The following is a 24,850-nucleotide window of genomic DNA, read 5'->3' as shown; positions in this document are numbered from 1 at the left end:
AGGAATGAGAATTAAATAACACCGATAAACTTCTGCTTGCCCTCACCCCCCTGCCCCCTCTCCCGCCGGGAGAGGGGGAGGGGGCAGGGGGTTGGGGGTGAGGGCTGAAAATCTCGGAGTTATTAAATCCACGATCCTTAGTAGTTCGGATAACCAATGACCAATGACTATCGTTGGGCCTCGGTGATCCGCATGATTTTCAGGTAAGGGGTCGGATCTTCAGCCACCCACCCTACATCAGAATTGATCCGAACCTCGAAGTGTAAATGGGGAACTTTGGAACTGGGAGTTCCGCTTGAGCCGACGGTTCCCAGTTGCTGCCCTACCTGAATCGACTGCCCCGTTTTGACTTGAAGGGTGGCCAGTTGGGCATAGCGAGTTTGCCGTCCAGCCTCATGGTTAATCACAACCAGATTGCCATAGGCTCCCTGATTACCCGCAAAAGCAACAAGGCCATCTCCTACTGCCAGCACAGGGGTGCCGATCGCGGCCTGCAGATCCAGACCTCCATGAAAAGCGACCTGATAGGTATCGGGGGTGAGTTGCCAGCCATAACCTAGCGCGATCGTGGCCTGGAAGGGCAGAGGGTAGCCTGTCAGATTTTTGGCCAGGGAAGCTGGATTGGCTGAATTCCTGGTGTTCAGGGGCGACCAGTTGACTCCTGGCACAAAAACCACCCGATCGGGTTTGAGGCGGCAGCCATTGGCTTCAAACAGCACATCAGCTCGAACCTTATAGATAACAGCAATATCCCGCCAGGTTTGCCCCGGACGCACCTCGACCCGAATGCCATTATGGGGGGGAATCAGAATCTCACTGCCGATCGTAACCTTGCCGGAACGCAGGCTGGGGTTGAGCCCCATCAAGGTCGCAGGCAGCAAATTATAGCGGCGGGCAATACTCTCGAGAGTTTCATTAGGGGTGACCCGATGCCGTACCAGACGGGAGAGAACGGGCGGCGGGCAGGTGGGGTCGGACTGGGCTGCGGCAGGTGGCAGGAACCCGGCCAGAAAGCAGAATAGACACAACAGGCTGTTAACCTTCATCGATTTAAATTTGACTTCCCTGATAGGGGATTTGATCTAGAGTAGAAGAACCTGATTGCCGTTGTTCGACCTGAAGATTATGACCCTGTTGTCCAAGCAGTTAGCAATTTACCTCGGATTGGTCGCGATCGGTGGAGGTGCAGGATTGTGGGGTAGCCGATATCTGCCCATTCAATCCTCAAATGCATCTTCTCCCCAGATGGTCGAGCCACGGCAGATGGGGAGCAAAACCGCGTTAACTTCAGGTCAGAGCTTACCCTTACAAGGCCATAATACAAATTTTATTGCGGAAGCTGTGGAAAAGGTGGGACCAGCAGTGGTCCGCATTGATGCAGCCCGGAAAATTGCCAGTCCCCTGCCTGAAACCTTTCAAAATCCTTTCCTGCGACGGTTCTTTGGGGAGACTGAGCCCCCCATCTCGGAAAAGGTGGAGCGAGGGACAGGATCTGGGTTTATTTTGAGTGAGAACGGCCAAGTCATCACCAACGCCCATGTGGTCGCTGAAGCCGATACCGTAACCGTGACCTTGAAAGATGGGCGTATTTTTAAGGGGCGTGTGTTAGGCAGCGATCCGGTGACGGATGTGGCGGTGATCAAAATTGAGGCCACTGGGCTACCGGTGGTCAAACTGGGCAATTCCGAAAATCTGGTGCCGGGGCAATGGGCGATCGCGATTGGTAATCCCCTCGGGTTGGACAATACCGTCACTGCCGGTATTATCAGCGCTACCGGTCGTTCTAGTTCCCAGATCGGGGCTCCCGATAAGCGCGTGCGGTTTATTCAAACGGATGCGGCGATTAATCCCGGCAATTCAGGCGGGCCACTATTGAACGATCGGGGAGAAGTTATTGGGATTAATACCGCGATTCGGGTCGATGCTCAGGGTTTAAGTTTTGCCATTCCCATTGAGACGGCACTCCGAATTGCCAATCAGTTAGTGGCGAAGGGGCAGGCTGATCATCCTTACCTGGGGATTCAGATGGTGGATCTGACCCCCAATATCAGGGAGGAGCTGAACCAGCAAGATGGGGATGACTTCAAAATCACCCAGGACCAGGGTGTCCTGATCGTTCGGGTGATGGAGCGATCCCCCGCCCGCGAAGCAGGTCTGCGCCGGGGAGATGTGATTCGGAAAATTGATGGTCAACCCGTTAAATCCTCTACTGAAGTGCAGGAACGGGTTGAGTCAAGCCAGATTGGGGGGGAACTGGAACTGGAAGTGAGCCGTAATGGACAAGCACAGGTGATCAGAGTTCGCCCCGGTAAATTCCCAGCCCAGGATCTGAAATCCTGATTGGGTCTGTGATTGACAAGGGATGAAACATTGGGAGTGCGGTGGGTCAGGCCTGATCGCCAGGGCGGGACTCTCGGTACAGAGAGAAGGAACCGGCCAGAGAGCCATCCAGTTCCATCCATTGCTCCATCTGGCGCAGGAAATAGCCTGTCATCATGGCTGAAGCGAGCAGACTGGCTAGATTTTCCCGATCTGTGGTGATCTGAACATTGAAATTTTCGTTGGGAAGCATGCCGACCAATCCCTGAACGTTGTGGGAAATGATCTGCTTCACATCAGGTGTCACCGATCGGGCGACCCGTGATAAGACCTCAGGGGACTGGAGTTGGAGGTACTGCAGCAATGAGTTTGCTTGGGTTTCGTCATGATTTGAGTTGATAAAACCAGCATTGTCAGGGTTGAAGACCATATTTTCCTGAAAAGTAATGGGGGCTATCCAATTTATTTTTACATTTCCAGATTGTAATGTGTGGAGGGCAGAGCGGCCATCGCTGGAAGCGCGATGAATTCGAGTGCATCCCACTTTTGTAGCCCTCTCCCTAAATCCCTCTCCCAGAACGGGAGAGGGACTTTGAATCTGGCTCCCCTTCTCCCTCTTTGGGAGAAGGGGCTGGGGGATGAGGGCAACCTTGCAAAACTGGGATGCTCTCGATGAATTCCTCCTCAAATCTCCATCGGCTACGATGAAAAACCCTAAGTAATCGGGTGAGATTAATTATAAGAAGGGGGGTCTGGGGGCGTGCCCCCTTCACCCCGACTCTCATCCTTAATTTAATTGTGCCGACCTACTTAAAAGGGATCACTTTAGAATAATTGCTGGGCTACAATGAAAATGATTCTCATTCTGTTCGATCTGGCATGTTAGATGTTAGCAATGTGTCTGTCAATTATGGGGAGGTTCAGGCTCTGGAACGGGTTAGTTTTCGCCTCCCTGAGGGTAGTCTGGTAGGTTTGATTGGGCCTAACGGAGCGGGAAAAAGCACCCTGATTCGGTCCCTGTTGAGTCTGATTCCGCTGGAAGGGGGGCAAGTATTGTACCAGGGGCAACCCCTGCGGCGGCAACGGCGGCGTGTTGCCTATGTGCCTCAGCGATCGCAAATTGATTGGGACTACCCCATCACCGTCTGGAATGTGGTGATGATGGGACGGACTGCTCATTTGGGCTGGTTCCACTCCCCTGGACCGGCAACGCGAGATCTGGTCCAAGCAGCACTGCAACGGGTTGAAATGGAGCACCTGCGCCATCGACAAATTGGAGAGCTATCCGGTGGTGAACAACAGCGGGTTTTCCTGGCCCGCGCCCTGGCCCAGCAAGCGGATGTATTTCTGTTAGATGAACCGCTGGCTGGGGTAGACAAGCGAACAGAGGCGCTGTTATTTGAGGTTTATGCTGAGCTAAAAGCGCAACATAAAATCCTGTTAATCAGTTGTCATGAGTGGGGAGCCGGTCTGAACCGCTACGATCGACTGCTCCTACTCAATCGCTGGCTCATAGCGGAGGGATTCCCAGAACAGGTGATGACCCCTGAAAATATTCAGCGGGCCTACGGGGTACCCACCCTCGACAGGTATAAGCATGATGCTGCAGACGCGATGTTGTTTTGTTGATGGTGCATTTTCTGTTAGAACCCCTCCACTATGAATTCATGCGGAATGCTCTGTTGGTGGGCATCCTGGTGGGTGTCCTCTGTGCAGTGGTGGGCACATATCTGATTGTGCAGCGGATTTCTCTGCTGGGAGACGTGATGGCCCACTCTGTCATGCCGGGCTTGTCGATCGCCTTCTTCCTGAAAGCTAACATTCTCGTAGGGGCCTTCATTTCTGGCCTTGTCAGCGCTTTTGTCATTGCCTGGATTCGCAGTCAGACCCGAGTCAAAGTGGATGCAGCCATGGCCCTGGTTTTTTCCAGTTTCTTTGCATTGGGAGTCTTATTATTCAGTTTGTTGGATAACCGGTTAGATCTAAACAGTTTTCTGTTTGGAGATATTCTCAGTGTCACTGGGGCTGATGTGGTGCGAACGGGGGTGATTACCGCATTTGTCCTCTTGCTGGTCAAAGGCTTCTATAAAGAGTTACTCTTCTATACCTTTGATCGATTGGGGGCTCAGGCGATTGGCCTGCCCGTGACCTGGATTTATCTGGGTTTGATGTCGGCTGTGGCGTTGACCATCATTGCCAGTATGCAGACGGTGGGGGTCGTTCTGGTAATTGCCTTGCTGGTGGGGCCGGGGACGACAGCCTATCTCCTGGTGCAAGAACTCTACCAGATGATGATTTGGGGAGCGGCGATCGGGGCTGGTGCCAGTGTGATCGGGCTTTATATCAGCTATTACCTGAATGTTCCGTCAGGCCCCTGTATTGCGTTGGTGAGTTTTGGCCTGTTCCTGGTGGGGCTGGCGATTAACCTGGTTCGAGGAATCTGGCTGAAACGGCAAGGTTGAAACGTCGATGTTATGCTTTGCCGAAGTATGCCTTTGTCTCTGGTTTGAACCAGAAAATTAGCAGGGGCACGCAAAATGGGAGCAGACAGGGACTGGTCAGCCCCAGACAAATGATCACCAGATCATAGACCCACACCCAGGGGCGCGGTGGAAACAGAATCGGGAGCAGAAAAACAACGAAAAAGAACAGCCCCATGACCAGGAACAAAGCCCCCAGAAACCGCAATTCTCCCAGGCTGGTGTCAGGCATACCGCTTGGATCAATGGCAAAAAATATGATTGAGACGGCGGCCAAGAGTAGATAGACGACGCACATCACACCGGCATAGACTTTCATCCAGATGACAACCTGAGGGGTGCCCATTGGGGTTGATGGAAGACTGTTTCTGGTCATGACAAGATTCTATTCTGAACAGAACAATTGGTTGGACGAGGTCAGCCATTTAGAATCAATCATCCGCGAAAGCCCAGGTTGTAGGGGCGCTGATACTGATTCTATTCTTGAAGGCAAGAACTGATCATGATGGTATCCCAATTCCCAGTCATTACTTCCCAACTTCGGTCACTCGCCAACTCAGCTTCAAGCTAATCCAGAAGTTCCAGACTGCCACCAGCACGATCGCAATCAGGTTAGCCAGATACCGGTTGAGATGGAACACATTAAAGAACAGATTCAGGAGCAGCACGTTCAGAACCAGCCCGATCAAGCAAATGATATTGAACTTGAGGAAGCGCTTCAGGCGTTTTCGCCAGCCCTGTTGATTGGCCGCCAGATCTCGGAAAGTCCAGAAGTCGTTCCAGAGGAAGTTATTAATGACGGCTGTTTCTGCCGCCAAAATCTTGCTGCGGGTTAACCCCAGAGCCAGGGCCGAGGGGTCGCTCAAAAGATAAAACATGGCCATATCTACAAAGACACCGCTCAACCCAACCAGCCCAAAGCGGAAAAACCGCACCAGAGGAGGCTGAAAGCGTTTTCGCAGGCGACTGATACGCCCCCGCGATCGCAGGCGGGCCAGGTGTAGGAGATAATCCACATATTGCCGCCAGGTGACCTTACTCTCTCCTTCCAGCCGTTCCTGGAAGACATAGCCAACTTCGGCAATTTGCTGCACATCCCCACGACCAATCACCTCCAGCAGGATTTTGTATCCCATGGGATTGAGAATCCGTTCTGCGATCGCCCGACGGCGGAACATGAAATATCCGCTCATGGGGTCAGAAACACGCCCAACCACATTTGGCAGAATCAACAGCCCTAGGAGTTGCGCCCCACGGGACAGAAATCGCCGGACAAAGCTCCACTGACTGACGCCTCCCCCTTCAATATGGCGGCTGGCAACCGCCAGGTCAGCGCCCTGGCCAATTTCTGTCAGGAGCTTTCGCAGAACTTCTGGCGGATGTTGCAAATCTCCGTCAATGACCCCTAACACTTCCCCACGAGCGGCCTGCCAGCCTCGAATCACTGCGGTTGAGAGTCCCCGTTCTGTTTGCCGCCGCATCACCCGCAATTGAGGGTAATCAACCGCCATTGCCTGTGCCACTTCCCAGGTCAGATCGGGACTGTTGTCGTCTACGATGATCAGCTCATACTGACCCGCAATAAATTCATCCAGAAGACGGGTTAATAGCCTGACGATATCTGGAATGTTCTTCGCTTCGTTATAGGTGGGAATAATCAGCGAAAAATAAACTGACCCCTCCCCGACCATCAGAGATGGAGCTCGATCGGGGATATTGAGAGGGCCTGAAGGAACTTCTAGAAGATCAGTAGACAGGTTATTCCTCCCTCTAGCAGCGCATCAATAACAAATCGATTGTACAGGTTGATGGTTTTAACCAGCCAGAACCTTCAGCATACCGGGTCGAGCCCGATCACCCTCCAGTTTGACCCCCCGATGATTAGCCTCCAGATGGCGCACGATTTTGTAAACGGCCTCGACCTGATCTGCTGCACCCGCTTTGGCGGCCAGGGTAGCCAGCCCGATCGGTTCTGTCGTCACCTGCAGGGCCTGAAGCACCCTTTTCTGGAGATCCAGAACCGAGGCTGCGGCTTTTTTCCCAGCCTCGACACCGGGCTGGTGGTAAGCATTGATGTTGACCAGAGACGCATACAGACCCACTGCCCGTTCATACAACGCAATTAAAGCCCCGACAGTATAGGGATTCACCCGGGGAATCGTGATCGTAATCGAATCTCGCTGATTTTCATAAAGGGCCTGCCGGGTTCCCATCAGCAGCCCACTCAGGTAATCGCCACTGGTAATTCCGGGTTCTAACTCCAGAACATTACCCTGGCGATCTTCCAGGACTTCAATGAAGGTGAGAAAGAAATTAGGCACCCCCTCCCGCAACTGCTGCACATAGGCATGTTGATCCGTAGACCCCTTATTCCCGTACACTGCAATCCCCTGGTAAACCGTCTGACCCTCCAGATCTTTCTCCTTGCCCAGGGATTCCATTACCAGTTGTTGCAGGTAACGGCTAAAGAGCAACAGACTATCTTTGTACGGCAGGATCACCATATCCTTTTCGCCTTTGCCTCCACCAGCGTGATACCAGGCGAGGGCCAGGAGGGCCGCCGGATTCGTTTTTAAGTCCGAAATCCGGGTTGCCCCATCCATCTCTTTGGCTCCCGCCAGCATCGCCCGAATGTCAATCCCCTGCAGGGCCGCCGGTAGCAAACCCACGGCAGACAGTTCGGAAGTGCGGCCCCCCACCCAATCAAACATGGGAAAACTGGCCAACCAGTGTTCTGAGGTCGCATACTCATCCATCTTGCTGCCTTTCATCGTGATGGCAACCGCGTGCTGGCTGAAGGCTAATCCTTTCTGCTGATAGACATGGCTCACTTCCAGCATGCCGTTTCGGGTTTCGGGCGTTCCGCCTGACTTACTGGTGACAATGACCAGGGTCCGATCGAGCCGATCGCCCAGTTGGGCCAAGGTCCGATCGATCCCAGCCGGGTCGATGTTATCCACAAAGTGAATGGCCATCGGTGGATGATGGGGAGCCAGGGCCTCGGCTACGAACTGGGGACCTAGAGCAGAACCACCAATGCCGATCGCAAGAATATCCGTGAATCGCTCAGCATGGGGGGGCCGGATGGCACCACTATGGACCTTCCGAACGAAGGTTTCGATCTGATCCAGGGACTCCCGGATTTCCTGCTTCAATGCCTCAGAGGGGGCAAGGTCTGGATCTCGCAGCCAGTAATGACCAACCATGCGGTCCTCATCTGGGTTAGCGATCGCCCCCCCCTCCAGGGCGGCCATATCCTGAAATGCTCTGACAAATTTTGGCTCTAACGCCTGTACCAGCTCAGGATTGAATCGCATTCGACTGACATCCAGGTAAAGATTTATACCTGGATGATAGTACAACCATTCCTGATAGCGCTGCCAGAGCTCCAGATTATCCATGCTCAAACTACTCCTTCCTTTAGCCCATGCTCACTCATACCATCATCCCATCATCTCGGGATCAGGCGGGCGCTAACTGATAGGCTGCTCCCAAGCCAGCCAGTAGCTCATCTGGAGTAATTCTACCGTCATGGTTCACATCCAGGGCATCAAATACGGCATCTGTACCCATCCATTCCTCGCGGGTAATAAAACCATCTCCGTCCAGGTCGTAAACCTGGAAGACATCTTTCGCTGCATGATGCAACAGGGTATTGCCTTCTAAGCGGGCCAGTTGTTCAGCCAGCAATCTTTCCAGGGCAACCAGAGCTTTGGTAAATCCCCGGATACCCTCATCCAGCTTTTCCGAAGCCATGGGATCTTCTGCATGCATGCGATCGAACAGGTCCTGGTCCATGGCCAGTTTTTCGATGTCCATCCCTGCAGCCATAGCTGGATCTAACTTGCGGGGCAATTCTCCGGTGGTTTCCTGCAGTTGTTCTAGCAATTTAGGTGAAATCGTCAACAGATCGCACCCGGCCAGCTCTGTAATCTCACCAATACTGCGGAAGCTGGCTCCCATCACCTCTGTTTTATACCCAAACTTTTTGTAGTAGTTATAAATTTGAGTCACCGACAGAACTCCCGGATCTTCCGCTGGAGTATAGTCCTTGCCGGTATTTTGCTTGTACCAGTCCAGGATCCGACCGACAAAGGGAGAAATCAGGGTTACCCCTGCTTCGGCACAGGCGATCGCCTGATGCAGACCAAATAGTAGGGTCAGGTTACAGTGAATCCCCTCCCGTTCCAGGATTTCAGCAGCACGAATTCCTTCCCAGGTGGAGGCAATCTTAATCAGTACCCGATCGCGGGACACACCAGCCGCCTCATACTGAGCAATCAGGGAATGGGCCTTTTCCACCGTCGCCGCTGTGTCATAGGACAGGCGAGCATCGACCTCGGTGGAAACCCGACCCGGAATGATTTTCAGGATTTTTAAGCCGAAGGCAACGGCGAGGCGATCGAAGGCTAGGGTCACTACCTGGTCAGCCGGAGCCTGGGCTCCCAGATCCTGGCGGGCCTGTTTCAGGGTGTCTTCGACAATGCCCTGGTATTGCGGCATTTCAGCCGCAGCTGTAATCAGGGAAGGGTTCGTGGTTGCATCTCGGGGGGTGAAGGTCTCGATCGCGTTGATATCCCCGGTATCGGCAACAACGACAGTCATTTCCCGCAGTTGTTCTAACAAACTCGTCATAGGGTGTCCTTCTGTTTACAAAGGGATGGGTTTACAAAGGGAGTGGGTGCGATCCATTCAAAATTAAAAACTCAAAATTGATTTGTCTTTTTAATTTTTAATTCTGAATTCAGTGGGAACCAGAGGCATGTACAACCTTTTCTTCTGCCTTGACTTCATTAGAGCAGGAACGACCCTGCTCAAAATCAGTGATGTTGTTTAAGGTAACCTTGGCAATCTCGGCAACTGCATTGCGGGTGAAAAATGCTTGATGCGCTGTGATCACCACATTGGAGAAGGATTGCAGGAGTTGAAAGGTCTCATCCTGAATCACCTGATCGGACAGATCCTCAAAGAAGAGATCCGCTTCTTCTTCGTAGACATCGGTGCCAAAGTAGCCGATCGTACCCGTTTTGATCCCCTGAATCACGGCTCGGGTATCCACCAGCCCCCCCCGACTGGTATTGATCAGCATGACTCCCGGCTTCATCTGGGCGATCGTGTCAGAGTTAATTAAATGATAGGTGGCTGGTAACAGTGGACAGTGGAGAGAAATGATATCGGCGTTGGCTAGCAAATCCGGCAGTTCTCGATATTCCATCCCCAGAGCCAGGCAGGCGGGGTTTGGGTAAACGTCGTAACCCACCAATCGGCAGCCGAAGCCCCCCATAATTTGAGCAAAACACTGGCCGATTTTACCCGTCCCAACGACACCAACGGTGCAGCCATGGATATCAAATCCCAGCAACCCATCCAGGGCAAAGTTATCATCCCTTACCCGGTTGTAGGCCCGGTAGAGCTTACGATTTAGCATGAGAATCAGACCCACCGCATGTTCGGCCACGGCATAGGGAGAATAGGCGGGCACCCGCACCACCCGAATTCCTAGTTCGGTGGCAGCTTGGAGGTCTACATGGTTGAACCCCGCCGATCGCAAGGCCAGCAGTTGGGTGCCATTGGCGGCGAGGGTCTGGAGGGTTTCTGCTGTGATCTGGTCATTGATGAAAACACAGACGACAGGAAAGCCACTGGCCAGGGTAGCCGTAGCGGGGGTCAGCCGGGGTTCGAAGAAGACCAGCTCATGGTGATGTTCGGTATTGGCCGTTTCGAGAAACTGCCGATCGTAGGATTTGGTACTGAAAACAGCGACTTTCATAACATCTGCTCGTAATGACTTGGTGAACGAAGTCTGCCCAGACAGACTTACTGGTGTTAATCAGATGCTTTGGTAACCTGCTACCTTTTGAGAGATTTTTGACAGAATGAATGCAGAAAACTAGCAGGAGCTTACCCTTAAAATCGTTACGATTACTATAAGAAATCTGATAATCAAATAAACGGTTAAAATATAAAACCATTCTTAAAAGGTATTCGTAAAGCTGCCCTATTTTTTTCAAAATTTAGTTAAGAATTCTCATGTTAGGGGGATAAAATCACTGATTTTCTACGTTAAACCTTTCAGGAAAATTATTCATTAATAAGAACCTAAGACTTGACAGAAAAGGCTTTTATTGATTTTGGCTGTTAAGTCTAGGTTAAGCCTAAGTAACTCATATAGGACTAACTCTGAAACTTAAAAGTCTGGAGAATTTGGCAGATATGACTTGAAGATCTGACTGATTAAAGTTATCTCTTGGAGATGGGGCGATCGAGATTGTTAGCCCTGCCTTTCCCAACTCTAGTTGGACCTGAGACTGCCAAGTCAAGCATACTTCTATGTTCTGGAATTAATTTTGAATTAAGCTTTCCACTGATTTCCTTGTGTAATAGTGTTTCTTCGTTGGCTAGGAGATTCTCAATATGGCAACTGTCAAAGTAGGCATTAATGGGTTTGGTCGAATTGGCAGGCTGGTATTTCGGATTGGCGTGGACCATCCCGAAATTGAATTTCTGGGGATCAATGATCTGGTCCCGCCTGATAATCTGGCGTATTTGCTGAAGTACGATTCCACCCACGGTCCTTACCAGGGAACGGTTGAAGCTAAGCCGGATGGAATTGTGGTCAATGGTAAATTTATTCCCTGCTTCTCGATTCGTAATCCGGAAGAGCTTCCCTGGGGGCAGCTTGGGGTTGATTATGTGGTCGAATCCACTGGGCTGTTCACAGACTTCGAAGGGGCCGCCCGCCATCTCAAGGCCGGGGCAAAACGGGTGGTAATTTCGGCTCCCACCAAAGACCCGGATCGCGTCCCAACGCTGTTGGTCGGAGTCAATCAGGATAAGTTCGATCCAGATCAACATACGATCGTCTCCAATGCCAGTTGCACCACCAACTGCCTGGCTCCTGTGGCCAAGGTAATCAACGATAACTTTGGTCTGGCAGAAGGGCTGATGACCACAGTCCATGCTATGACGGCAACCCAACCCACGGTGGATGGGCCTAGCAAGAAGGACTGGCGTGGGGGTCGTGGTGCTGCTCAAAACATCATTCCGGCTTCTACGGGAGCAGCCAAGGCGGTCACCCTGGTGTTGCCAGAACTGAAAGGCAAGCTGACGGGGATGGCCTTTCGGGTGCCGACCCCGGATGTCTCCGTGGTAGACCTGACTTTTAAAACTGAGAAAGCCACCACCTATAAGGACATCTGTGCAGCGATGAAACAGGCATCCGAGGGGGACCTGAAGGGCATTCTGGGATATACCGATGAAGCTGTAGTTTCCAGCGACTTCACGACCGACTCCCACTCCAGTATTTTCGATGCTGGGGCAGGCATTGAGTTGAACGCCAACTTTTTTAAAGTGGTGTCCTGGTATGACAATGAGTGGGGCTATTCCAGTCGCATGATTGACCTTCTTCTGATCATGGCAGCCAAGGAGAAGGGTTAAAAGCTGAAGGCTGGGGAAATTTGATCAGAAGTCAGGGGTCAGAATTCACCTTGCGCCTGACTTCTGGCTTCTGGCTTTGGGGTTCTCTCCTGTTAGCCCCGTTAGGACGCCAGGGGATTAGGGGATAATTTTAGAAGGACTGCTAATTTGATAGGCTGTCCTGTTTTTTATTGTGAAGATGTTAAGAATGTAGTAATTTGCTTTGACAAAAACTTTATCTATTGCAATTTTTCTCCAAATCTATATAACTAGCTTTATAGGAACCCAAGACAGGCCCGATGACGAAAATTCTCGTAATTGAGGACGAACCCATTATCCGCGAGTCAATCGTGGAAATTCTCGAATTAGATGGCTATGACGTCATCGCTGCAGAGAATGGTCGGGTCGGATTGCAGGTGGCCAAAACTCAGATGCCAGATTTGGTTCTATGTGACATTGAGATGCCTGAGTTGAATGGCTACCAGTTTCTCTCGACCCTTCGTCAAGACTGGGATACGGCTACCATTCCAGTCATCTTTTTGACGGCCAAGGTGAGTCGCTCTGATATTCGGCAAGGGATGACCCTGGGAGCTGAAGATTACCTCACAAAGCCTTTTACGGTTGATGAGTTACGACAGGCAGTTACCAGCCAATTGCAGAAAAAGACAATCCGGCAAAAGGAAACCCAAACCAAGCTGGATGAATTACGGGGGAGTATTGCCCGATCGCTCCCCCACGAGCTGAATACGCCGTTAAACGGCATCATTGGAATTACAGAACTGCTGATCAGCCAGCATGGGTCTATTAATGAAGGGGAAGGGTTGGAACTATTACAGATTCTCCATACCTCAGCCGCAAGACTGCTTCGATTGACCAAGAATTTTCTGCTATTTGCCCAGTTGGAATTGATCATGACCGATCGGCAGCGGTTGGCTGAACTGCGGACCAATCGAGCTGAATCCTATATCCCCTCCATTGTGGAAGAGGTTGCACGCTCAAAAGCGGCCCACTATCACCGAGAAGCTGACCTGGAACTGGATCTGGAACGGGCTACAGTTTTACTGGCTGGTAAAGACCTGCAAAAAATAGCGGAAGAGCTGATCGACAATGCATTCAAGTTTTCAACAGCAGGCACCCCTGTGCAACTGACGGGCAAGCAACTAGACGGGGCTTACCATCTGGTGGTGAGCGATCAGGGCCAGGGAATGACCACCGAGCAGATCGACAATATTGGAGCCTACATGCAATTTGAGCGTCGCTTGTACGAGCAGCAGGGCTGTGGGTTGGGGTTGGCGATCGTGAAGCGGATGTTGGAAGTTCAGGATGGGGGCTTTACGGTTGACAGCCTGCCTGGTAAGGGAACATCGGTTCAGATCATCCTCAAGCTGGCCTTAACCTGACCCTTAAAGCCCTATCCTTCTCCGAGAATATTCCTTACAATTTTGTTAAGGTCTATACCCGTATTTCTATGAGTTCCCTTGCTACCGATTACCTCCCATCTACCCAGGGTGCAGCTTCACCATTTGATATCAAGCCTGTTGTGGCTCAAGTCCTAGCCAATGGCTTATTGACCATGACCGATCGGCAGCAGCTACGACAGGCTCTGCTGCATGAAGAGACCACAGACGAGGAACTGGAATTAATTGAACAGGTGATTGAGCAGGTACGCCAGGGCACATTGCAGGTGATGCGATAGCCTTTGATGTTGTGACCAAGGCTATACTTGTGTTTACAAGCTCAACATACATTCACAATTAAAGCCAGCTACACCAATCACTCCAGCTACCTGCATACAGCTTTCCTGTAGTAATCCCGGCCAACTCCAAAGAGAGCAGATTAACACAGGCAGTCACCCCAGACCCGCAGTAGACCACGATCGGATCATCTGTCTGCACCTGAGCCCAGTGCTGTTTCTGCTCCTCGATCGCTCTGATATACCCCTGCCCGTCCGAAACTTCCTGCCAGGGATAATTAACCGCACCGGGGATATGACCTGCCACCGGGTCGATCGGTTCCCGTTCTCCCCGATAGCGATCGCCCTCCCGGGAATCAATCAACACAGCGCCCGGTTGATCCCGTAATTTCTTTACCGCCTCAATATCCACCACATGATCTGAGCGAACTTGGGGAATAAAGTGACCTGGCTTGGGTTTTGGGATAACTTCTGTTGTGCCATAGCCAGTTGCCAGCCACCCAGACCAACCCCCATCTAGCACAGCCACCCGATCGTGCCCCAGGTAGCGCAGCAGCCACCAGAGTCGGGCTGCATAGGCAAACCGGGCATCATCATAGGCCACGACCAGAGTTGGCCCAGCCGGTCCCTCTGAATCAATCCCCAGTGCTGACAGTTTCTCGGCCAGCAAAACCGGATCAGGTAGCGGGTGCCGCCCCCCATGCTGACCCACTGGCCCGGACAAATCCTGATTCAGATCCAGGTAATGTGCCCCTGGAATATGGCTCTGGCTATATTGCTGTTGCCCTACTGCTGGTTCCATGAGGGAAAAGCGACAATCGACGATCGCGATTCCCGGATTCTCCAGATGTTGCTGCAGCCACGCTGCTGAAACCACAGGATGGGTCTGGGTCATATTGCCTTCAAACATGGAATGATCAATTTTGCCCTAATCTAGCTACTCCAGGAAAGGCTATGGGCAACTTCTGGCACCAGAAGGCTGTTGGGAATCAGGTTCAGGCGTGGGCTCAGGCGGCGATCGCTGACCGTCCTGACTTTCCCCTGTTGCCGTCCCCTGGCATAGATCAGTTGGGAATCCACCTGATTGATGGCCCACTGCCACATTTCATAGCCGCGTGGATTCAAATGCAGTCCATCTGTAGTGAACTCTGGATTCATCCGACCGGTTCCATCTACAAATAGGGTATGCAAATCGAGATAACTCGCCCCTTCCTCGGCAGCGATTGCAGCGAGCTGTTGATTAATCCAGCGAATTTCCTGATTCGAAACTGTGGCGAGATCGGTTGGTAAAACTGACTGGAGGATAATCTGAGACTGGGGATGGCTTTGTCGCAGTTCCCGCACAATTCGCCGCTGGTTGGCCACAATCTGCTGACCCCCAATCCCCCGGCGCAGATCATTAATGCCGACCATGAGATAAATCGTGTCAGCCTGAACGCCAGATAGGGCAGATAGACGACGCAACACACCCGCCGAAGTATCTCCAGAAATCCCCTGGTTGAGCCAGAACTGGCTTCCTGGCAAACGGTTGGACGGGAACCACAGGCTGAGGGAATCTCCCAGCAAGACCGAGAGTCGGTTGTTTCCTTTCCCTCTGGACACTGCCCTGGCCTCCTGAGCTAGCAACTGCTTCCACTGTTGATAGGTGGGCTGTCCTTTGGCCTGAACCCAGCGAGATCGGTAGCTATCGGGAGACAGGCGGGTAAATAATCTTCCTGACTTCAAGGCGGCAGCTCGTTGTTGAAAGAGTTGAATACCAGAGGCTGGCCCTAAAGCTTTGGAGAATTCGGTCAGGGTCCTGGACATTTCTGGCTTCACCTGAGCCACTGGTGGCAGTAGGGGATCCACGGATTTGGTGGCAGGCAGCGATGAGGCGATCGGGGCGGATATGGATTCTACCTGGGAAGCCTGAGTCTGGACAGATTGTTCTGCCAGCCGATAGAGCGATCGGGCCACGGCATCGGCAAACTCCAGATTGGGATCTGAATCTGTTTGCCGAACAGCAGACTGATTTGGCATGCCAGCCAGTTTAACGGGCTCCTGGGCCAGAGATTTAGCGGATAGCTCGGATTGGGATGCCTGTACAGTGCCCCATTGCTCCACCAGATTAGCCAGGGATTGAGTTACCGCATCCGAAAGCTCCAGACTCAAGTCCTGACTGATGGGCTGAGCAGAGTCTTGAGCCTGGGGTGCACAGGGAGATGGGCTGAACTCCAGGCAGGCCGTGCCCTGATCTGGTGCGCTCGATCGGGCAGAAAGGTTGGGTGCATTGTCCTTTGCGTCTGGAGCCGACACCGCTGGAACCTGATCGGGTAAAACTGGAGGTTCAAAAGGTTTGGTCCCATCAGCGAGAGGACCATTGATCAAAATGCCTGTGGCCAGAAGATACAGACTGCTCATAGGGGAATTTCACATTGCCTGCCCTATCTTGCTATTCTGGCCAGGGGAAATCAGGACAATTTTTCGGAAATTTAAAGGGGGCGGAAAATGAAGGGATAACGGTAAGGCTGCTCTGTATTTCCCAAACAGTGGATAATGGCCCAGATGGTCAGGCCCCAGTGCAACAGAAACCAGAAGGGACCAAAGACCCAACCAAACAGCCCAAAAGTGACAAAAGACAGGGCTGCAATAATCGCTCCGTAAAACCAGACATTCAAATGGAAGTTAACCGCTTCTTTGGCATTATCCTTAACAACAGGATCATCAGAGACGATTAAAAATGCGATCGGCACCCCGATCGCCACCAGGGTTGCACTGAAGAAGATGGAACCGTGGCTGAGCGCTGAAAAGAGTTTGCGCTTATCATTGTCGTACATAAATCCCCGCAATCTGGTTCGTTCAAGTCTATTTTATAGCGCTTCCCGGATAGACGCGGTATGGGAGATGCAGGGTATACCCCCTGCATGGGGACGGAACTCCACACCTTTACTGGATGTAAATGGAATTTAATACGATAAGAAATTTTCTATGGCATTAAGTATATTAATGCCTTTTCCGTAGCCCGAATCATCATAGGTGTAGATTGTGCTGATAGTGATTCTACTGACGGTTTCTGTCCTGCTTTCAGTTCATGCAAGCGGTCGCTTATGAGCCTATTTCACAACTTCCGATTTTCCGGTACTGGGGTGGCGCTAACCTTAACCTCCCTGATGATCCTGATGCCAGGGTTGCAAGGGTTGGGCGTTGCTCAAATGCCACCATCTGCCACATCTCCAGACAAGCTTGACCGGAGCCATCCCAGCAAACCTCGGTTCTCTTATTTTAATATTTGTACCCCAGAAGATTCTCTGTTGGCCAATCTGGCGGCAGCCTTGGCTAACATCGGGCAATACGATCGGGCTTTGCAATTAACAACCGAGATTCAGGACGCTACCCCGAAATCGATGGTCCAGGTTTACCTGGTGGCGGAACTGGCTCAAGCACAGAATTTCGATCTGGCCCTGACTGTAGCCCAGGCCCTAAGGGATATGAACGACAGCGGCCCTCCCCCTTTTTCCCTCAGTCCCCTGGGCGAAAACTTCCAGCAACAGGCCCTGGCCGTGATCAGTTTTGAGTTGGCCGCCGCAGGCCAGCCAGAGAAAGCCCTATCCCTGGCTGAAAAGATTACGGATAAAACCATGAGACCCATTCTGCTGTTCTCCCTGGCAGCACAATTGGAAAGCCAGGGCAACCTGAGGCAGGCGGAGCCGCTGTACTCCGAAGCGAAGCGGTTGCTGAAACAATATCAGGGCAATTTTCAAGTTGTCATGTTGCTGGAGTCCACGACAGACGGGCTGATCAAGCGGGGGCAGATAGAGCCAGCCCTGAAAATTGCCCAGTTCATAGAAGAACTGCAGCAAACCTCCCGCGATCGGGTGGCCTATGGCAACAATCAGATCGCTCTGCAGGTTGTGACAAAACTGGTGGAAATGGGCCAGTACGATCGGGCCTTGCAATTGACCCAACAGATGTCCGGTAAGGGGTTTGGACGGGAGTACCTGCTGATCAAGCTGGTAACCGAGTCCTCCCGCAATGGGCAGATTGAGTTTGCCCTGCAGACCAGCCGCCTCCTGCAGGACAAATTGTGGCGGGCCATGGCCGTGAGAAATATTACCGTTGCCCTGGCTGAACAGCAGGAGTACGATCGGGCCCTTGAAGTGGCAGAGACGATCCCGTTTCTGGATACCCAGGTCTATGCCCAGACTGCCGTAGCCTATCGGCTCTGGAAGCGGGGGCAGCCCGATCGGGCCTTGAAGCTGGCGGAACAGATCCCAGAACCGGAGTTCCGGGCTGTGATGCTCAATAGTCTCGCTGTCGCTGCCCTGGAAACGGGACAGCCTGAAAAGGCAGATTCCTTGCTCCGACAGGTTCTGAAACTGCTGGACTCTCCGGAGATTCCCCCCAAGTCCTATGAGAAACCCCAGGTTCAGAGAGAACTGGCCCTCAACTGGGCCAAACTGGGTCAGTATGGGCAGGCCCTGAAGGTGACCCAAATGATTCGGCAGCCCAACGTGAAGGATCGGGTTCTGGGGCTGGTGGCCCTGGAAATGGTGGCGGCCAAACGGTACGACCAGGGGTTACAGGTGGCCCGGACCATCCGGGAGCAAAGGATGGAAACAGAGGCGCTGATCCAAATCACGACTCTTCTCCTGAAAGCTGGGGAGTACGATCGGGCTCTGAAGCTGATCAATGGATTCCCGGACAATCTCCGGATCAATGACCCGGACGAGTTCACGAATATTACCCGCATTGTCACCGGGCCGGAGTTGAAGTCAACCTTACTGGGGGTCACAGCCGTGATGCTGCAGCAGCAGGGTCAGGCCGATCAGGCCCTGCAGGTAGCCGAACAAATTCCTGACTCCTTCACCAAAGCCATGATCCTGGGGGCTATGGCTGTGACGGCGATTGAGGCTCCGCAGGGCAGCGAGCAAATGGCAGCCTTGTTATCCAAAGCGCGCCAGGTGGCCCGATCCAGCCAACGCCCCCCCTCTAAAAAAGGCGCTCCCCCTCCCTTCGCCTGCCTTTCCCCGTGAGGGTTATTTGATCCCTTCAAAGGGACCCAGAAAGGTGGGTTTGGGCCGGGTGACATGAACCTGCCAGAGGGCCTTGACCGTGGCCATGATCTCTCGAATGGCGTAGGGGAAGATCGTCCACTGACCATAGGTGGACCAGTCCGGTGTCCCCAGGCCAATGGATTCTACACCCAACCGATCGCAGGTATAGATCGCCCTGGCCAGATGAAAATGCTGCGTCACCAGAACCGCCTGGGACACCCCGAAGATCCTCCTGGCCCGGTAGCAACTCTCATAGGTGCTGAAACCGGCATAATCCAGGGTAATGTCTTCAGCGGGCACCCCCAGCCGGATGGCGTACTGCTGCATCACAATCACTTCATTGTAGTAAATCGTGCTGTTATCGCCCGTCATCAGGAGCTTCTGGACCCGCCCTGATTTGTACAGTTGGACCGCTGCCTGGAGCCGATCGGCCAGCATGGCCGTGGGGGTTCCATCCGTGTAGACCCCAGCCCCAAAGACGATCGCCACCGGTTCCGAGGGCACAGTTCTAGCCTCAAGGTAACGCCGATCGCGTGTCGTCAGGTAGACATAGGCGCTCATCAAGAGGGGAAAGATAATCCCTGTGGCCACGATCGCCAACACAATCCACCGCAGATACCAGAAGAAATCCTCCCACAGGACTGTGATCTTTTTAAGGGGATGTTGCATGCTCAAGTGACTGATAACTGTCGATTGACTAGAGTACCTGAAATCGATTCAGAATAGAAAGGCAGCACCCTCCAAACCCATGTTCTCCAGACTACTTCGGATTACCAAAGTCTTACTGTCCGTCTATTACGCCTACATGCTGGAATACCGGGCTGAACTGCTGCTCTGGACGCTGGCCGGAGTATTGCCCTTTATTCTGATGGGAGCCTGGATGCAGGCAGCCCAGGGGGGGCAGTTTGGCCTCACCCCTCTGGATTTCGCCCGCTACTTTCTGGCAGCCTTTATTGCCCGTCAGTTCAGTATTGTCTGGGTGATCTGGGAGTTTGAGAAAGAAGTGGTCGAAGGCCGACTCTCTCCCCGCCTGTTGCAGCCGATCGATCCCGTCTGGCACCATTTCATCTCCCACTTTGCCGAACGCTTTGCCCGTCTTCCCTTTGCCCTCCTCCTGGTCGGGTTCTTCTTTGTTCTCTACCCCGAAGCGTTTTGGGTCCCGACGTTGCTGAATTTTGTCCTGTTCCTGCTGGCTGTGACGATGGCTTTCTGCCTGCGCTTTGTTATTCAGTACACCTTTGCCCTGTTTGCCTTTTGGATTGAACGGGCAGCGGCGATCGAACAATTCTGGTTCCTGCTGTATCTGTTCTTGTCTGGCCTCATTGCCCCGCTCGAAATCTTTCCTCCTCTGATGCGCGAAATTCTTTCCTGGACACCTTTTCCCTATATGATTTACTTCCCGGCAGCCCTGCTGGTAGGGTTGCCGGTGGATCTGGGACGGGCGTTCCTGGTTGTGTTTGCCTGGGGCGGAACCTTCCTGGTGATCAATCGCTGGCTCTGGCGACAGGGTTTGAAACGATATTCGGGCATGGGAGCCTGATTCAGATGTTCAGATATATCAAATTGCTGGGGACCTTCTGGAGTACAGCGATCGCCGCCGAGATGGAATATCGCCTGAATTTCCTGCTGGCGACCCTGACCAGTCTGGGAAATTTTGTCGGCAGCCTGTTTGGTCTCTTCCTCTTCTATCGCACCGGTTATAGCTTTAGTGGTTGGCGATGGGAAGAGGCCCTGGTTGTCCTGGGCCTCTTCACCCTGCTCCAGGGTTTTTCCAGCACCTTCCTGGCCCCCAACCTGAATCGCATTGTGAATCATATTCAGCAGGGCACCTTGGATTTTGTGTTGCTCAGACCGATTAACTCCCAGTTCTGGCTGTCGGCCCATACCGTTTCCCTCTGGGGGTTGCCGGATTTGTGCTTCTCCCTGATGTTGCTGGGCTATGCTGGTAGCCAGTTGCACCTGCGCTGGGACAATTACCTGTTGGGCAGTATCCCAGTGCTGTTTGGTCTCGTCAGCCTTTACAGCCTCTGGTTCATGCTGGGGGCAACCAGCATCTGGTTTGTCAAGATTTACAATGTCACGGAAGTCCTGCGGGGGCTGATTGAAGCGGGCCGATACCCGATCGTCGCTTACCCGGCAATCTACCGGTTTTTCTTCACATTCGTGGTCCCCGTAGCCTTTCTGACCAGCATTCCGGCTGAAGCCATCCTGGGTCGGGGACAACTCCCCTGGCTGGCTGGTGCAGGATTACTGGCCCTACTATTATTCATTGCTTCAAGTATCTTCTGGCGATTTGCACTTCGGTTTTATACCAGTGCTTCTAGTTAGGATCGAAACCTAAATAAAGTAGGGGTTTGGGGGCGAAGCCCCCAAACCCTAATTATTCATCTTATTTAATTCGTGATCCTTAATTTGGCTCACGAGAAAACAATTGGTTTACCCTCAGCCTTTGCCTCATCCTTGGTATAGGCTACCCCATCTACCTTGAGTCCTCGGGAGTCCAATAGGGTGATGGTGCCGCCCTTGTTCGACAGTTGTGCCCCCTTGCCGCTGAGCCGGAAAATAGCCGCTTCACCGGGCTGAAGCGAACCGGAGAGAGTGTCCGCCTTGTCCTGTTTATCGAGAATCTGCCAGCCAGTTAGGTCTAACGCCTGGTCTGCGATGTTGAGAATCGTCACGAACTCGCGACCCGGATCCTCGGAACGAGGATTGACCATGGCAGCAATGATGCGAGCCAGATGGTAGGGCGAATCCGAGGCCACCACAGGCCAGGGCTCGATCGTGCCACTGCCTGGAATCGGGACAACAGGTACAGTTGGAGCATGGACAATGGGGGTCGCAGTTCCCTCATCCGTGTGCCAGATCTGGTTCTGGAACTTCAGAAACAGGGCTGAAGCCGTGCCCGATTTCGGGAAATCGATGATCAGTGCCCCGTCATGGAAAGTCCCATGATTTTCCCCAGTTCCCCCCTGGTTCATGTGAATCAAGTGGACCCCATTGCCCGGCAGAAAGCCGAAGTAAGCATCCTGCTTATTTTGTTCAGGCCCCCAGCGTTCACCAAATGCATACACCACTGCACCATCCTCGTGAATAGCACGCTGCAACAGATCTTCTACGTGTTCGAATAGATCGTTGTTTGGACCCGGTGCGAAATGGGTAATTGGTTTCATGTCCGTTGCCCGGAAAATGTTACTGCGAATGTAGTCGATCGCAGCCCCATCCTTGATCCCATCTTCCAGATCGTTCCACCCTTCAGGTAATTCTCGCGCCCGATCGACGATCGGATGCTTGATGTCGTGCATAATCAAATACTCGACCAACCGCTGGTGGACTGGACCCCGACTCGATCGCACATTAATGGCGATCCGATAACTCACGCCCTTAACGTTCATGAGCAGCTCTGAGTGAGGATCTTTGTCGTCATCTCGCTCGTATTTGACAGCTATTCCTTTCAAAACACCGTAGTTCTTCATGGGTCACTCCATTGTAAAAATTGATTGTGGATGAGGCGATCGATGCGGTGGGCTGCTTGCAGGTCCTTATGCCCTCACCAGGGGTGCGGGCACTGGCAAGCCGTTCTGGTCTAATGAGTAGCAATAGGCTTCCTTCATGTTGGTCTTGCCACTGTCGGTGTAGACCAGCAGGCGAGTGCCATCTGTGCGGGTCTTCACGATGCCGTAGGCCCTCCGGCTGAACGCGAAAAACTCCCCTCTCTTTTCGGCCTTTTTCTGATCCGTTAAACTTGCCCAACCTTCAAGGTTGAAGAAGGCCACGAGCTCGGTGACAAAGATGAGGGGCTCATCAACTCGGGAATGTCGTCCGAGGGCACCAACCAGGGTGGCACGGGGATGGATATACTCTTGCTTCGCCGATTCATCGCCACTGGAAATCACACTCACAATGGGGGAAACCATCTGAAAGAAAGCCCCAGAAAAATCTGCTGAGCCATGGTGTGGCACCTTGAAGACCTCAGACCGGAGATTAATTTCGCCCTTCTGATGCTTGCGGCCCAGGATACGGCTGGCTTCATCATTCAGATCGCCGCAGAATAGATAGCTAAACCCACCATATCGAAGTCGGAAGACAATGGAATGACCATTGATGGTGTGGGAGGCTGAAAAGCCTTTGAAGTCGGCTTCCCCCAAACTCATGGACTCGTGCCCGATTCGGGGTCCTTTAGGAGGATTGCCTAGGAATTTGAGTCCCCTCACTGATCCCTTTTCGGTCACGAACGGCCCCAGAACAGAGATCTCCAGGTCACCATTGTTGAAGAAATCGAAGGCATCCTTCTCCCCAAAGGAGAGCCTGCGAAACTCAATGTTGCTCCGGTCATTCCATTTTTTCAGGGCTTCCTTCCACTGGCGAAAGGGCTGGTTCATTTCCTCATTCGGCACATCCAGCAAACTCTCTACCAGTCCCGTGAGGATTGTTTCGCCATCCACAACTTGGGTCGGCCCCAGCAGTTCTTTTTCAGGGATGGTTTTGTTGTGTTTGTCCTTGCTCGGACGCTTCACCAAACCGTTGTGATAGACCCGTTTGGGCTCAATAAAGAGCCGTTTTCTCGGCTCAGGATTGGTTTCCGATGCATGAATTTGGGTCAGCCCATCGAAATGGTCTGCATCACCGTGGGTGACGAGAATGCAGTCGATCGATTTGGGATTTGTTAGGCTTGTCCCCCGAAACCGGGCGGCCAGATAGCGGGCGAAGAGCTGGTTATCGCCACCATCTACCAGAATGATCTTCCCGTCTGGTGACTCAATCACCGCGCCATCGCCCTGTTGCACATCGACAAAATTGACCTTGAGAACTTTACTGTCTGCTTGGGGAATGGCAATATCAGCAGGCGACAGGTTAGAGGACTTGGTAGGGCAAATATAGGCTTCAGTTTTAACAGGCAGAATACTGCCGTTGCTTGTCTCCTCATACTTCACGGTGCTGATCCGCAGATAGGTATCAGTGGTTTCCAGCACCTCAACATAATCTCCCCAGGCGAGAGTATGAAGAAAACCCTTGCGATCGGGCTGTTCAAATACATCAGCGAGATCAACATTAATCACAGATTGACTGACCATGGTTGTCCTAATTCCCTATGCTTGAATTAGATGGGATGTGTTCATGGCAAAGCTTTTCGACAATAGCTATTGGGCAAAGGAATACCAACTTCCAGTTGCTCCCATAGGCTCGGATCCAGTATTTTGAGTGCTTAACCTAACGCATCCTTTCCAAGGATTCATTGGTATGATCCATTGCAACCTCGTTCTAGCCTGAATCCTCCCCTGGGCTATCCCCGTATACCTCTAGCAACGGGAGGGCTATGCAACTAGCCCACTGTATAGCTGCGTGAAATTCAATGGGCAGGGAATGGTCTGCATCGTAAATCCTGTTCAGGATCAATCAACAGGAAAGTTCCAGCCCTTCTAATTTACTCTCAGAAATAATAAATTGACAACCTGCCGCCGGATATCAGCACAACCCTAGAGAGCTACAACTTGACGCTAGGGTTCTCCTGAGAGAGATATAGACTGACCTGAAGCGGAATAAACTTGTTCCCTCCTAAAAGTTTGGAGAGAATAGGAAAAGAAACCTCTAGAGAAAACCCTATGTCGAAAGCAATCTGGAATGGGGCTGTTTTAGCCGAGAGCGATCGTTGTGAAGTGGTGGAAGGGAACTACTACTTCCCACCCGATGCCCTTCACAAGGAATATTTCAAGGAAAGCAACACCCACACGACCTGCGGTTGGAAAGGGGTCGCCAGCTACTACAACCTGGAAGTAGGGGGCAAAGTTAACCCTGATGCAGCCTGGTACTATCCCACACCCAAGGATGCGGCCAAGAATATTACTGGTTATGTCGCTTTCTGGAAAGGCGTTCAGGTCGAGAAGTAGGGGGGTGCCTTGCAGTTTGCTCTC

The 24,850-nt window shown here is 52.4% G+C and carries 23 protein-coding genes; 10 read left to right on the top strand and 13 right to left on the bottom strand.

Translation table 11 applies throughout. The features are described 5' to 3' along the window. Positions 1-167: 167 nt before the first annotated feature. The gene (locus BST81_RS20520) at positions 168-1,046 is read right to left on the bottom strand and encodes a M23 family metallopeptidase (protein ID WP_075600380.1); all 879 of its coding nucleotides are present in this window, start codon (positions 1,044-1,046) and stop codon (positions 168-170) included. Positions 1,047-1,125: 79 nt separating this feature from the next. Here BST81_RS20520 and BST81_RS20515 point away from each other — a divergent pair, with 79 nt between their 5' ends. After that, positions 1,126-2,340 carry an HhoA/HhoB/HtrA family serine endopeptidase gene (locus BST81_RS20515; protein ID WP_075600379.1) on the top strand — a complete coding sequence of 405 codons (1,215 nt, stop codon included), beginning with the start codon at positions 1,126-1,128 and terminating at the stop codon, positions 2,338-2,340. 46 nt (positions 2,341-2,386) lie between these two features. Here BST81_RS20515 and BST81_RS20510 read toward each other — a convergent pair whose 3' ends face one another. After that, positions 2,387-2,749: a DUF760 domain-containing protein gene (locus tag BST81_RS20510; protein WP_075600378.1), complete on the bottom strand. Its 363-nt coding sequence runs from the start codon at positions 2,747-2,749 to the stop codon at positions 2,387-2,389. 449 nt (positions 2,750-3,198) lie between these two features. On the opposite strand from BST81_RS20510, the gene BST81_RS20505 reads away from it, so the two are divergent. Together BST81_RS20505 and BST81_RS20500 are read left to right on the top strand one after the other, a co-directional pair. Continuing rightward, positions 3,199-3,948, top strand: a complete 750-nt coding sequence (locus BST81_RS20505; RefSeq protein ID WP_075600377.1) for a metal ABC transporter ATP-binding protein — start codon at positions 3,199-3,201, stop codon at positions 3,946-3,948. Next, positions 3,948-4,781, top strand: coding sequence for a metal ABC transporter permease (locus BST81_RS20500; protein ID WP_075600376.1), 834 nt, complete (start codon positions 3,948-3,950; stop codon positions 4,779-4,781). Before BST81_RS20505 ends, BST81_RS20500 begins: the two co-directional genes overlap by 1 nt. Positions 4,782-4,791: 10 nt before the next feature. On the opposite strand, the gene BST81_RS20495 is transcribed toward BST81_RS20500, so the two are convergent. From BST81_RS20495 to BST81_RS20475, 5 genes are all read right to left on the bottom strand, one after another. Next, positions 4,792-5,175 carry a hypothetical protein gene (locus tag BST81_RS20495; protein ID WP_143780434.1) on the bottom strand — a complete coding sequence of 128 codons (384 nt, stop codon included), beginning with the start codon at positions 5,173-5,175 and terminating at the stop codon, positions 4,792-4,794. A 151-nt stretch (positions 5,176-5,326) separates the two neighbouring features. Further along, positions 5,327-6,490, bottom strand: coding sequence for a glycosyltransferase (locus tag BST81_RS20490; protein WP_083636978.1), 1,164 nt, complete (start codon positions 6,488-6,490; stop codon positions 5,327-5,329). A 123-nt stretch (positions 6,491-6,613) separates the two neighbouring features. After that, complete coding sequence (locus BST81_RS20485) at positions 6,614-8,200, bottom strand: glucose-6-phosphate isomerase (RefSeq protein ID WP_075600373.1); 1,587 nt, start codon at positions 8,198-8,200, stop codon at positions 6,614-6,616. A gap of 61 nt (positions 8,201-8,261) precedes the next feature. Beyond that, positions 8,262-9,434, bottom strand: coding sequence for a transaldolase (locus tag BST81_RS20480; protein ID WP_075600372.1), 1,173 nt, complete (start codon positions 9,432-9,434; stop codon positions 8,262-8,264). Positions 9,435-9,543: 109 nt separating this feature from the next. After that, complete coding sequence (locus BST81_RS20475) at positions 9,544-10,569, bottom strand: 2-hydroxyacid dehydrogenase (protein WP_075600371.1); 1,026 nt, start codon at positions 10,567-10,569, stop codon at positions 9,544-9,546. A gap of 644 nt (positions 10,570-11,213) precedes the next feature. On the opposite strand from BST81_RS20475, the gene gap reads away from it, so the two are divergent. The 3 genes from gap to BST81_RS20460 all read left to right on the top strand — a co-directional run bounded on the left by gap (position 11,214) and on the right by BST81_RS20460 (position 13,911). Further along, the gene (gene gap / locus BST81_RS20470) at positions 11,214-12,236 is read left to right on the top strand and encodes a type I glyceraldehyde-3-phosphate dehydrogenase (RefSeq protein WP_075600370.1); all 1,023 of its coding nucleotides are present in this window, start codon (positions 11,214-11,216) and stop codon (positions 12,234-12,236) included. A 278-nt stretch (positions 12,237-12,514) separates the two neighbouring features. Continuing rightward, entirely contained in the window at positions 12,515-13,615 is a 1,101-nt protein-coding gene (locus BST81_RS20465; RefSeq protein ID WP_075600369.1) for a response regulator, read from the top strand. 68 nt (positions 13,616-13,683) lie between these two features. Continuing rightward, positions 13,684-13,911: a hypothetical protein gene (locus BST81_RS20460; RefSeq protein ID WP_075600368.1), complete on the top strand. Its 228-nt coding sequence runs from the start codon at positions 13,684-13,686 to the stop codon at positions 13,909-13,911. Positions 13,912-13,969: 58 nt separating this feature from the next. Here the strand turns inward: BST81_RS20460 and BST81_RS20455 are convergent, their stop codons facing one another. The 3 genes from BST81_RS20455 to BST81_RS20445 all read right to left on the bottom strand — a co-directional run bounded on the left by BST81_RS20455 (position 13,970) and on the right by BST81_RS20445 (position 16,724). Further along, positions 13,970-14,818: a sulfurtransferase gene (locus tag BST81_RS20455; RefSeq protein WP_253188408.1), complete on the bottom strand. Its 849-nt coding sequence runs from the start codon at positions 14,816-14,818 to the stop codon at positions 13,970-13,972. Between the two features lie 23 nt (positions 14,819-14,841). Continuing rightward, entirely contained in the window at positions 14,842-16,308 is a 1,467-nt protein-coding gene (locus tag BST81_RS20450) for a GDSL-type esterase/lipase family protein (protein WP_075600367.1), read from the bottom strand. A 71-nt stretch (positions 16,309-16,379) separates the two neighbouring features. After that, positions 16,380-16,724: a DUF4870 domain-containing protein gene (locus BST81_RS20445; protein WP_075600366.1), complete on the bottom strand. Its 345-nt coding sequence runs from the start codon at positions 16,722-16,724 to the stop codon at positions 16,380-16,382. A gap of 270 nt (positions 16,725-16,994) precedes the next feature. On the opposite strand from BST81_RS20445, the gene BST81_RS20440 reads away from it, so the two are divergent. Continuing rightward, complete coding sequence (locus BST81_RS20440; protein ID WP_075600365.1) at positions 16,995-18,920, top strand: tetratricopeptide repeat protein; 1,926 nt, start codon at positions 16,995-16,997, stop codon at positions 18,918-18,920. A gap of 3 nt (positions 18,921-18,923) precedes the next feature. On the opposite strand, the gene BST81_RS20435 is transcribed toward BST81_RS20440, so the two are convergent. Next, positions 18,924-19,610: an ElyC/SanA/YdcF family protein gene (locus tag BST81_RS20435; RefSeq protein ID WP_075600364.1), complete on the bottom strand. Its 687-nt coding sequence runs from the start codon at positions 19,608-19,610 to the stop codon at positions 18,924-18,926. A 79-nt stretch (positions 19,611-19,689) separates the two neighbouring features. Between BST81_RS20435 and BST81_RS20430 the strand changes: the two genes are divergently transcribed. Further along, a complete protein-coding gene (locus tag BST81_RS20430) occupies positions 19,690-20,481 on the top strand; it encodes an ABC-2 family transporter protein (protein WP_075600363.1) in 792 nt (263 codons plus the stop codon). 5 nt (positions 20,482-20,486) lie between these two features. Next, on the top strand, positions 20,487-21,269 hold the full coding sequence (locus tag BST81_RS20425) for an ABC transporter permease (protein WP_075600362.1): 783 nt from the start codon (positions 20,487-20,489) through the stop codon (positions 21,267-21,269). Positions 21,270-21,358: 89 nt separating this feature from the next. Here BST81_RS20425 and BST81_RS20420 read toward each other — a convergent pair whose 3' ends face one another. Both BST81_RS20420 and BST81_RS20415 read right to left on the bottom strand, forming a co-directional pair. Further along, a complete protein-coding gene (locus tag BST81_RS20420; RefSeq protein ID WP_075600361.1) occupies positions 21,359-22,414 on the bottom strand; it encodes a DUF2278 family protein in 1,056 nt (351 codons plus the stop codon). A gap of 66 nt (positions 22,415-22,480) precedes the next feature. Next, on the bottom strand, positions 22,481-24,013 hold the full coding sequence (locus BST81_RS20415; protein ID WP_075600360.1) for an MBL fold metallo-hydrolase: 1,533 nt from the start codon (positions 24,011-24,013) through the stop codon (positions 22,481-22,483). Between the two features lie 528 nt (positions 24,014-24,541). Here BST81_RS20415 and BST81_RS20410 point away from each other — a divergent pair. Continuing rightward, a complete protein-coding gene (locus tag BST81_RS20410) occupies positions 24,542-24,826 on the top strand; it encodes a DUF427 domain-containing protein (RefSeq protein WP_075600359.1) in 285 nt (94 codons plus the stop codon). The last annotated feature ends 24 nt before the right edge of the window (positions 24,827-24,850 follow it).

Origin of the sequence: Leptolyngbya sp. 'hensonii', assembly GCF_001939115.1 — a bacterium.
Classification (GTDB): domain Bacteria; phylum Cyanobacteriota; class Cyanobacteriia.
This window is presented reverse-complemented; position numbering and strand designations above follow the sequence as displayed.

Bases quoted from the DNA above. Each gene is read 5' to 3' on its own strand.
- BST81_RS20500 (WP_075600376.1), top strand. From the start codon at position 3,948: ATGGTGCATTTTCTGTTAGAACCCCTCCACTATGAATTCATGCGGAAT.
- BST81_RS20430 (WP_075600363.1), top strand. From the start codon at position 19,690: ATGTTCTCCAGACTACTTCGGATTACCAAAGTCTTACTGTCCGTCTAT.
- BST81_RS20435 (WP_075600364.1), bottom strand. From the start codon at position 19,610: ATGCAACATCCCCTTAAAAAGATCACAGTCCTGTGGGAGGATTTCTTC.
- BST81_RS20455 (WP_253188408.1), bottom strand. From the start codon at position 14,818: ATGTTTGAAGGCAATATGACCCAGACCCATCCTGTGGTTTCAGCAGCG.
- BST81_RS20505 (WP_075600377.1), top strand. From the start codon at position 3,199: ATGTTAGATGTTAGCAATGTGTCTGTCAATTATGGGGAGGTTCAGGCT.
- BST81_RS20475 (WP_075600371.1), bottom strand. From the start codon at position 10,569: ATGAAAGTCGCTGTTTTCAGTACCAAATCCTACGATCGGCAGTTTCTC.
- BST81_RS20445 (WP_075600366.1), bottom strand. From the start codon at position 16,724: ATGTACGACAATGATAAGCGCAAACTCTTTTCAGCGCTCAGCCACGGT.
- BST81_RS20485 (WP_075600373.1), bottom strand. From the start codon at position 8,200: ATGGATAATCTGGAGCTCTGGCAGCGCTATCAGGAATGGTTGTACTAT.
- BST81_RS20425 (WP_075600362.1), top strand. From the start codon at position 20,487: ATGTTCAGATATATCAAATTGCTGGGGACCTTCTGGAGTACAGCGATC.
- BST81_RS20440 (WP_075600365.1), top strand. From the start codon at position 16,995: ATGAGCCTATTTCACAACTTCCGATTTTCCGGTACTGGGGTGGCGCTA.
- BST81_RS20465 (WP_075600369.1), top strand. From the start codon at position 12,515: ATGACGAAAATTCTCGTAATTGAGGACGAACCCATTATCCGCGAGTCA.
- BST81_RS20410 (WP_075600359.1), top strand. From the start codon at position 24,542: ATGTCGAAAGCAATCTGGAATGGGGCTGTTTTAGCCGAGAGCGATCGT.
- BST81_RS20495 (WP_143780434.1), bottom strand. From the start codon at position 5,175: ATGACCAGAAACAGTCTTCCATCAACCCCAATGGGCACCCCTCAGGTT.
- BST81_RS20415 (WP_075600360.1), bottom strand. From the start codon at position 24,013: ATGGTCAGTCAATCTGTGATTAATGTTGATCTCGCTGATGTATTTGAA.
- gap (WP_075600370.1), top strand. From the start codon at position 11,214: ATGGCAACTGTCAAAGTAGGCATTAATGGGTTTGGTCGAATTGGCAGG.
- BST81_RS20460 (WP_075600368.1), top strand. From the start codon at position 13,684: ATGAGTTCCCTTGCTACCGATTACCTCCCATCTACCCAGGGTGCAGCT.
- BST81_RS20520 (WP_075600380.1), bottom strand. From the start codon at position 1,046: ATGAAGGTTAACAGCCTGTTGTGTCTATTCTGCTTTCTGGCCGGGTTC.
- BST81_RS20515 (WP_075600379.1), top strand. From the start codon at position 1,126: ATGACCCTGTTGTCCAAGCAGTTAGCAATTTACCTCGGATTGGTCGCG.
- BST81_RS20480 (WP_075600372.1), bottom strand. From the start codon at position 9,434: ATGACGAGTTTGTTAGAACAACTGCGGGAAATGACTGTCGTTGTTGCC.
- BST81_RS20510 (WP_075600378.1), bottom strand. From the start codon at position 2,749: ATGGTCTTCAACCCTGACAATGCTGGTTTTATCAACTCAAATCATGAC.
- BST81_RS20450 (WP_075600367.1), bottom strand. From the start codon at position 16,308: ATGAGCAGTCTGTATCTTCTGGCCACAGGCATTTTGATCAATGGTCCT.
- BST81_RS20420 (WP_075600361.1), bottom strand. From the start codon at position 22,414: ATGAAGAACTACGGTGTTTTGAAAGGAATAGCTGTCAAATACGAGCGA.
- BST81_RS20490 (WP_083636978.1), bottom strand. From the start codon at position 6,490: ATGGTCGGGGAGGGGTCAGTTTATTTTTCGCTGATTATTCCCACCTAT.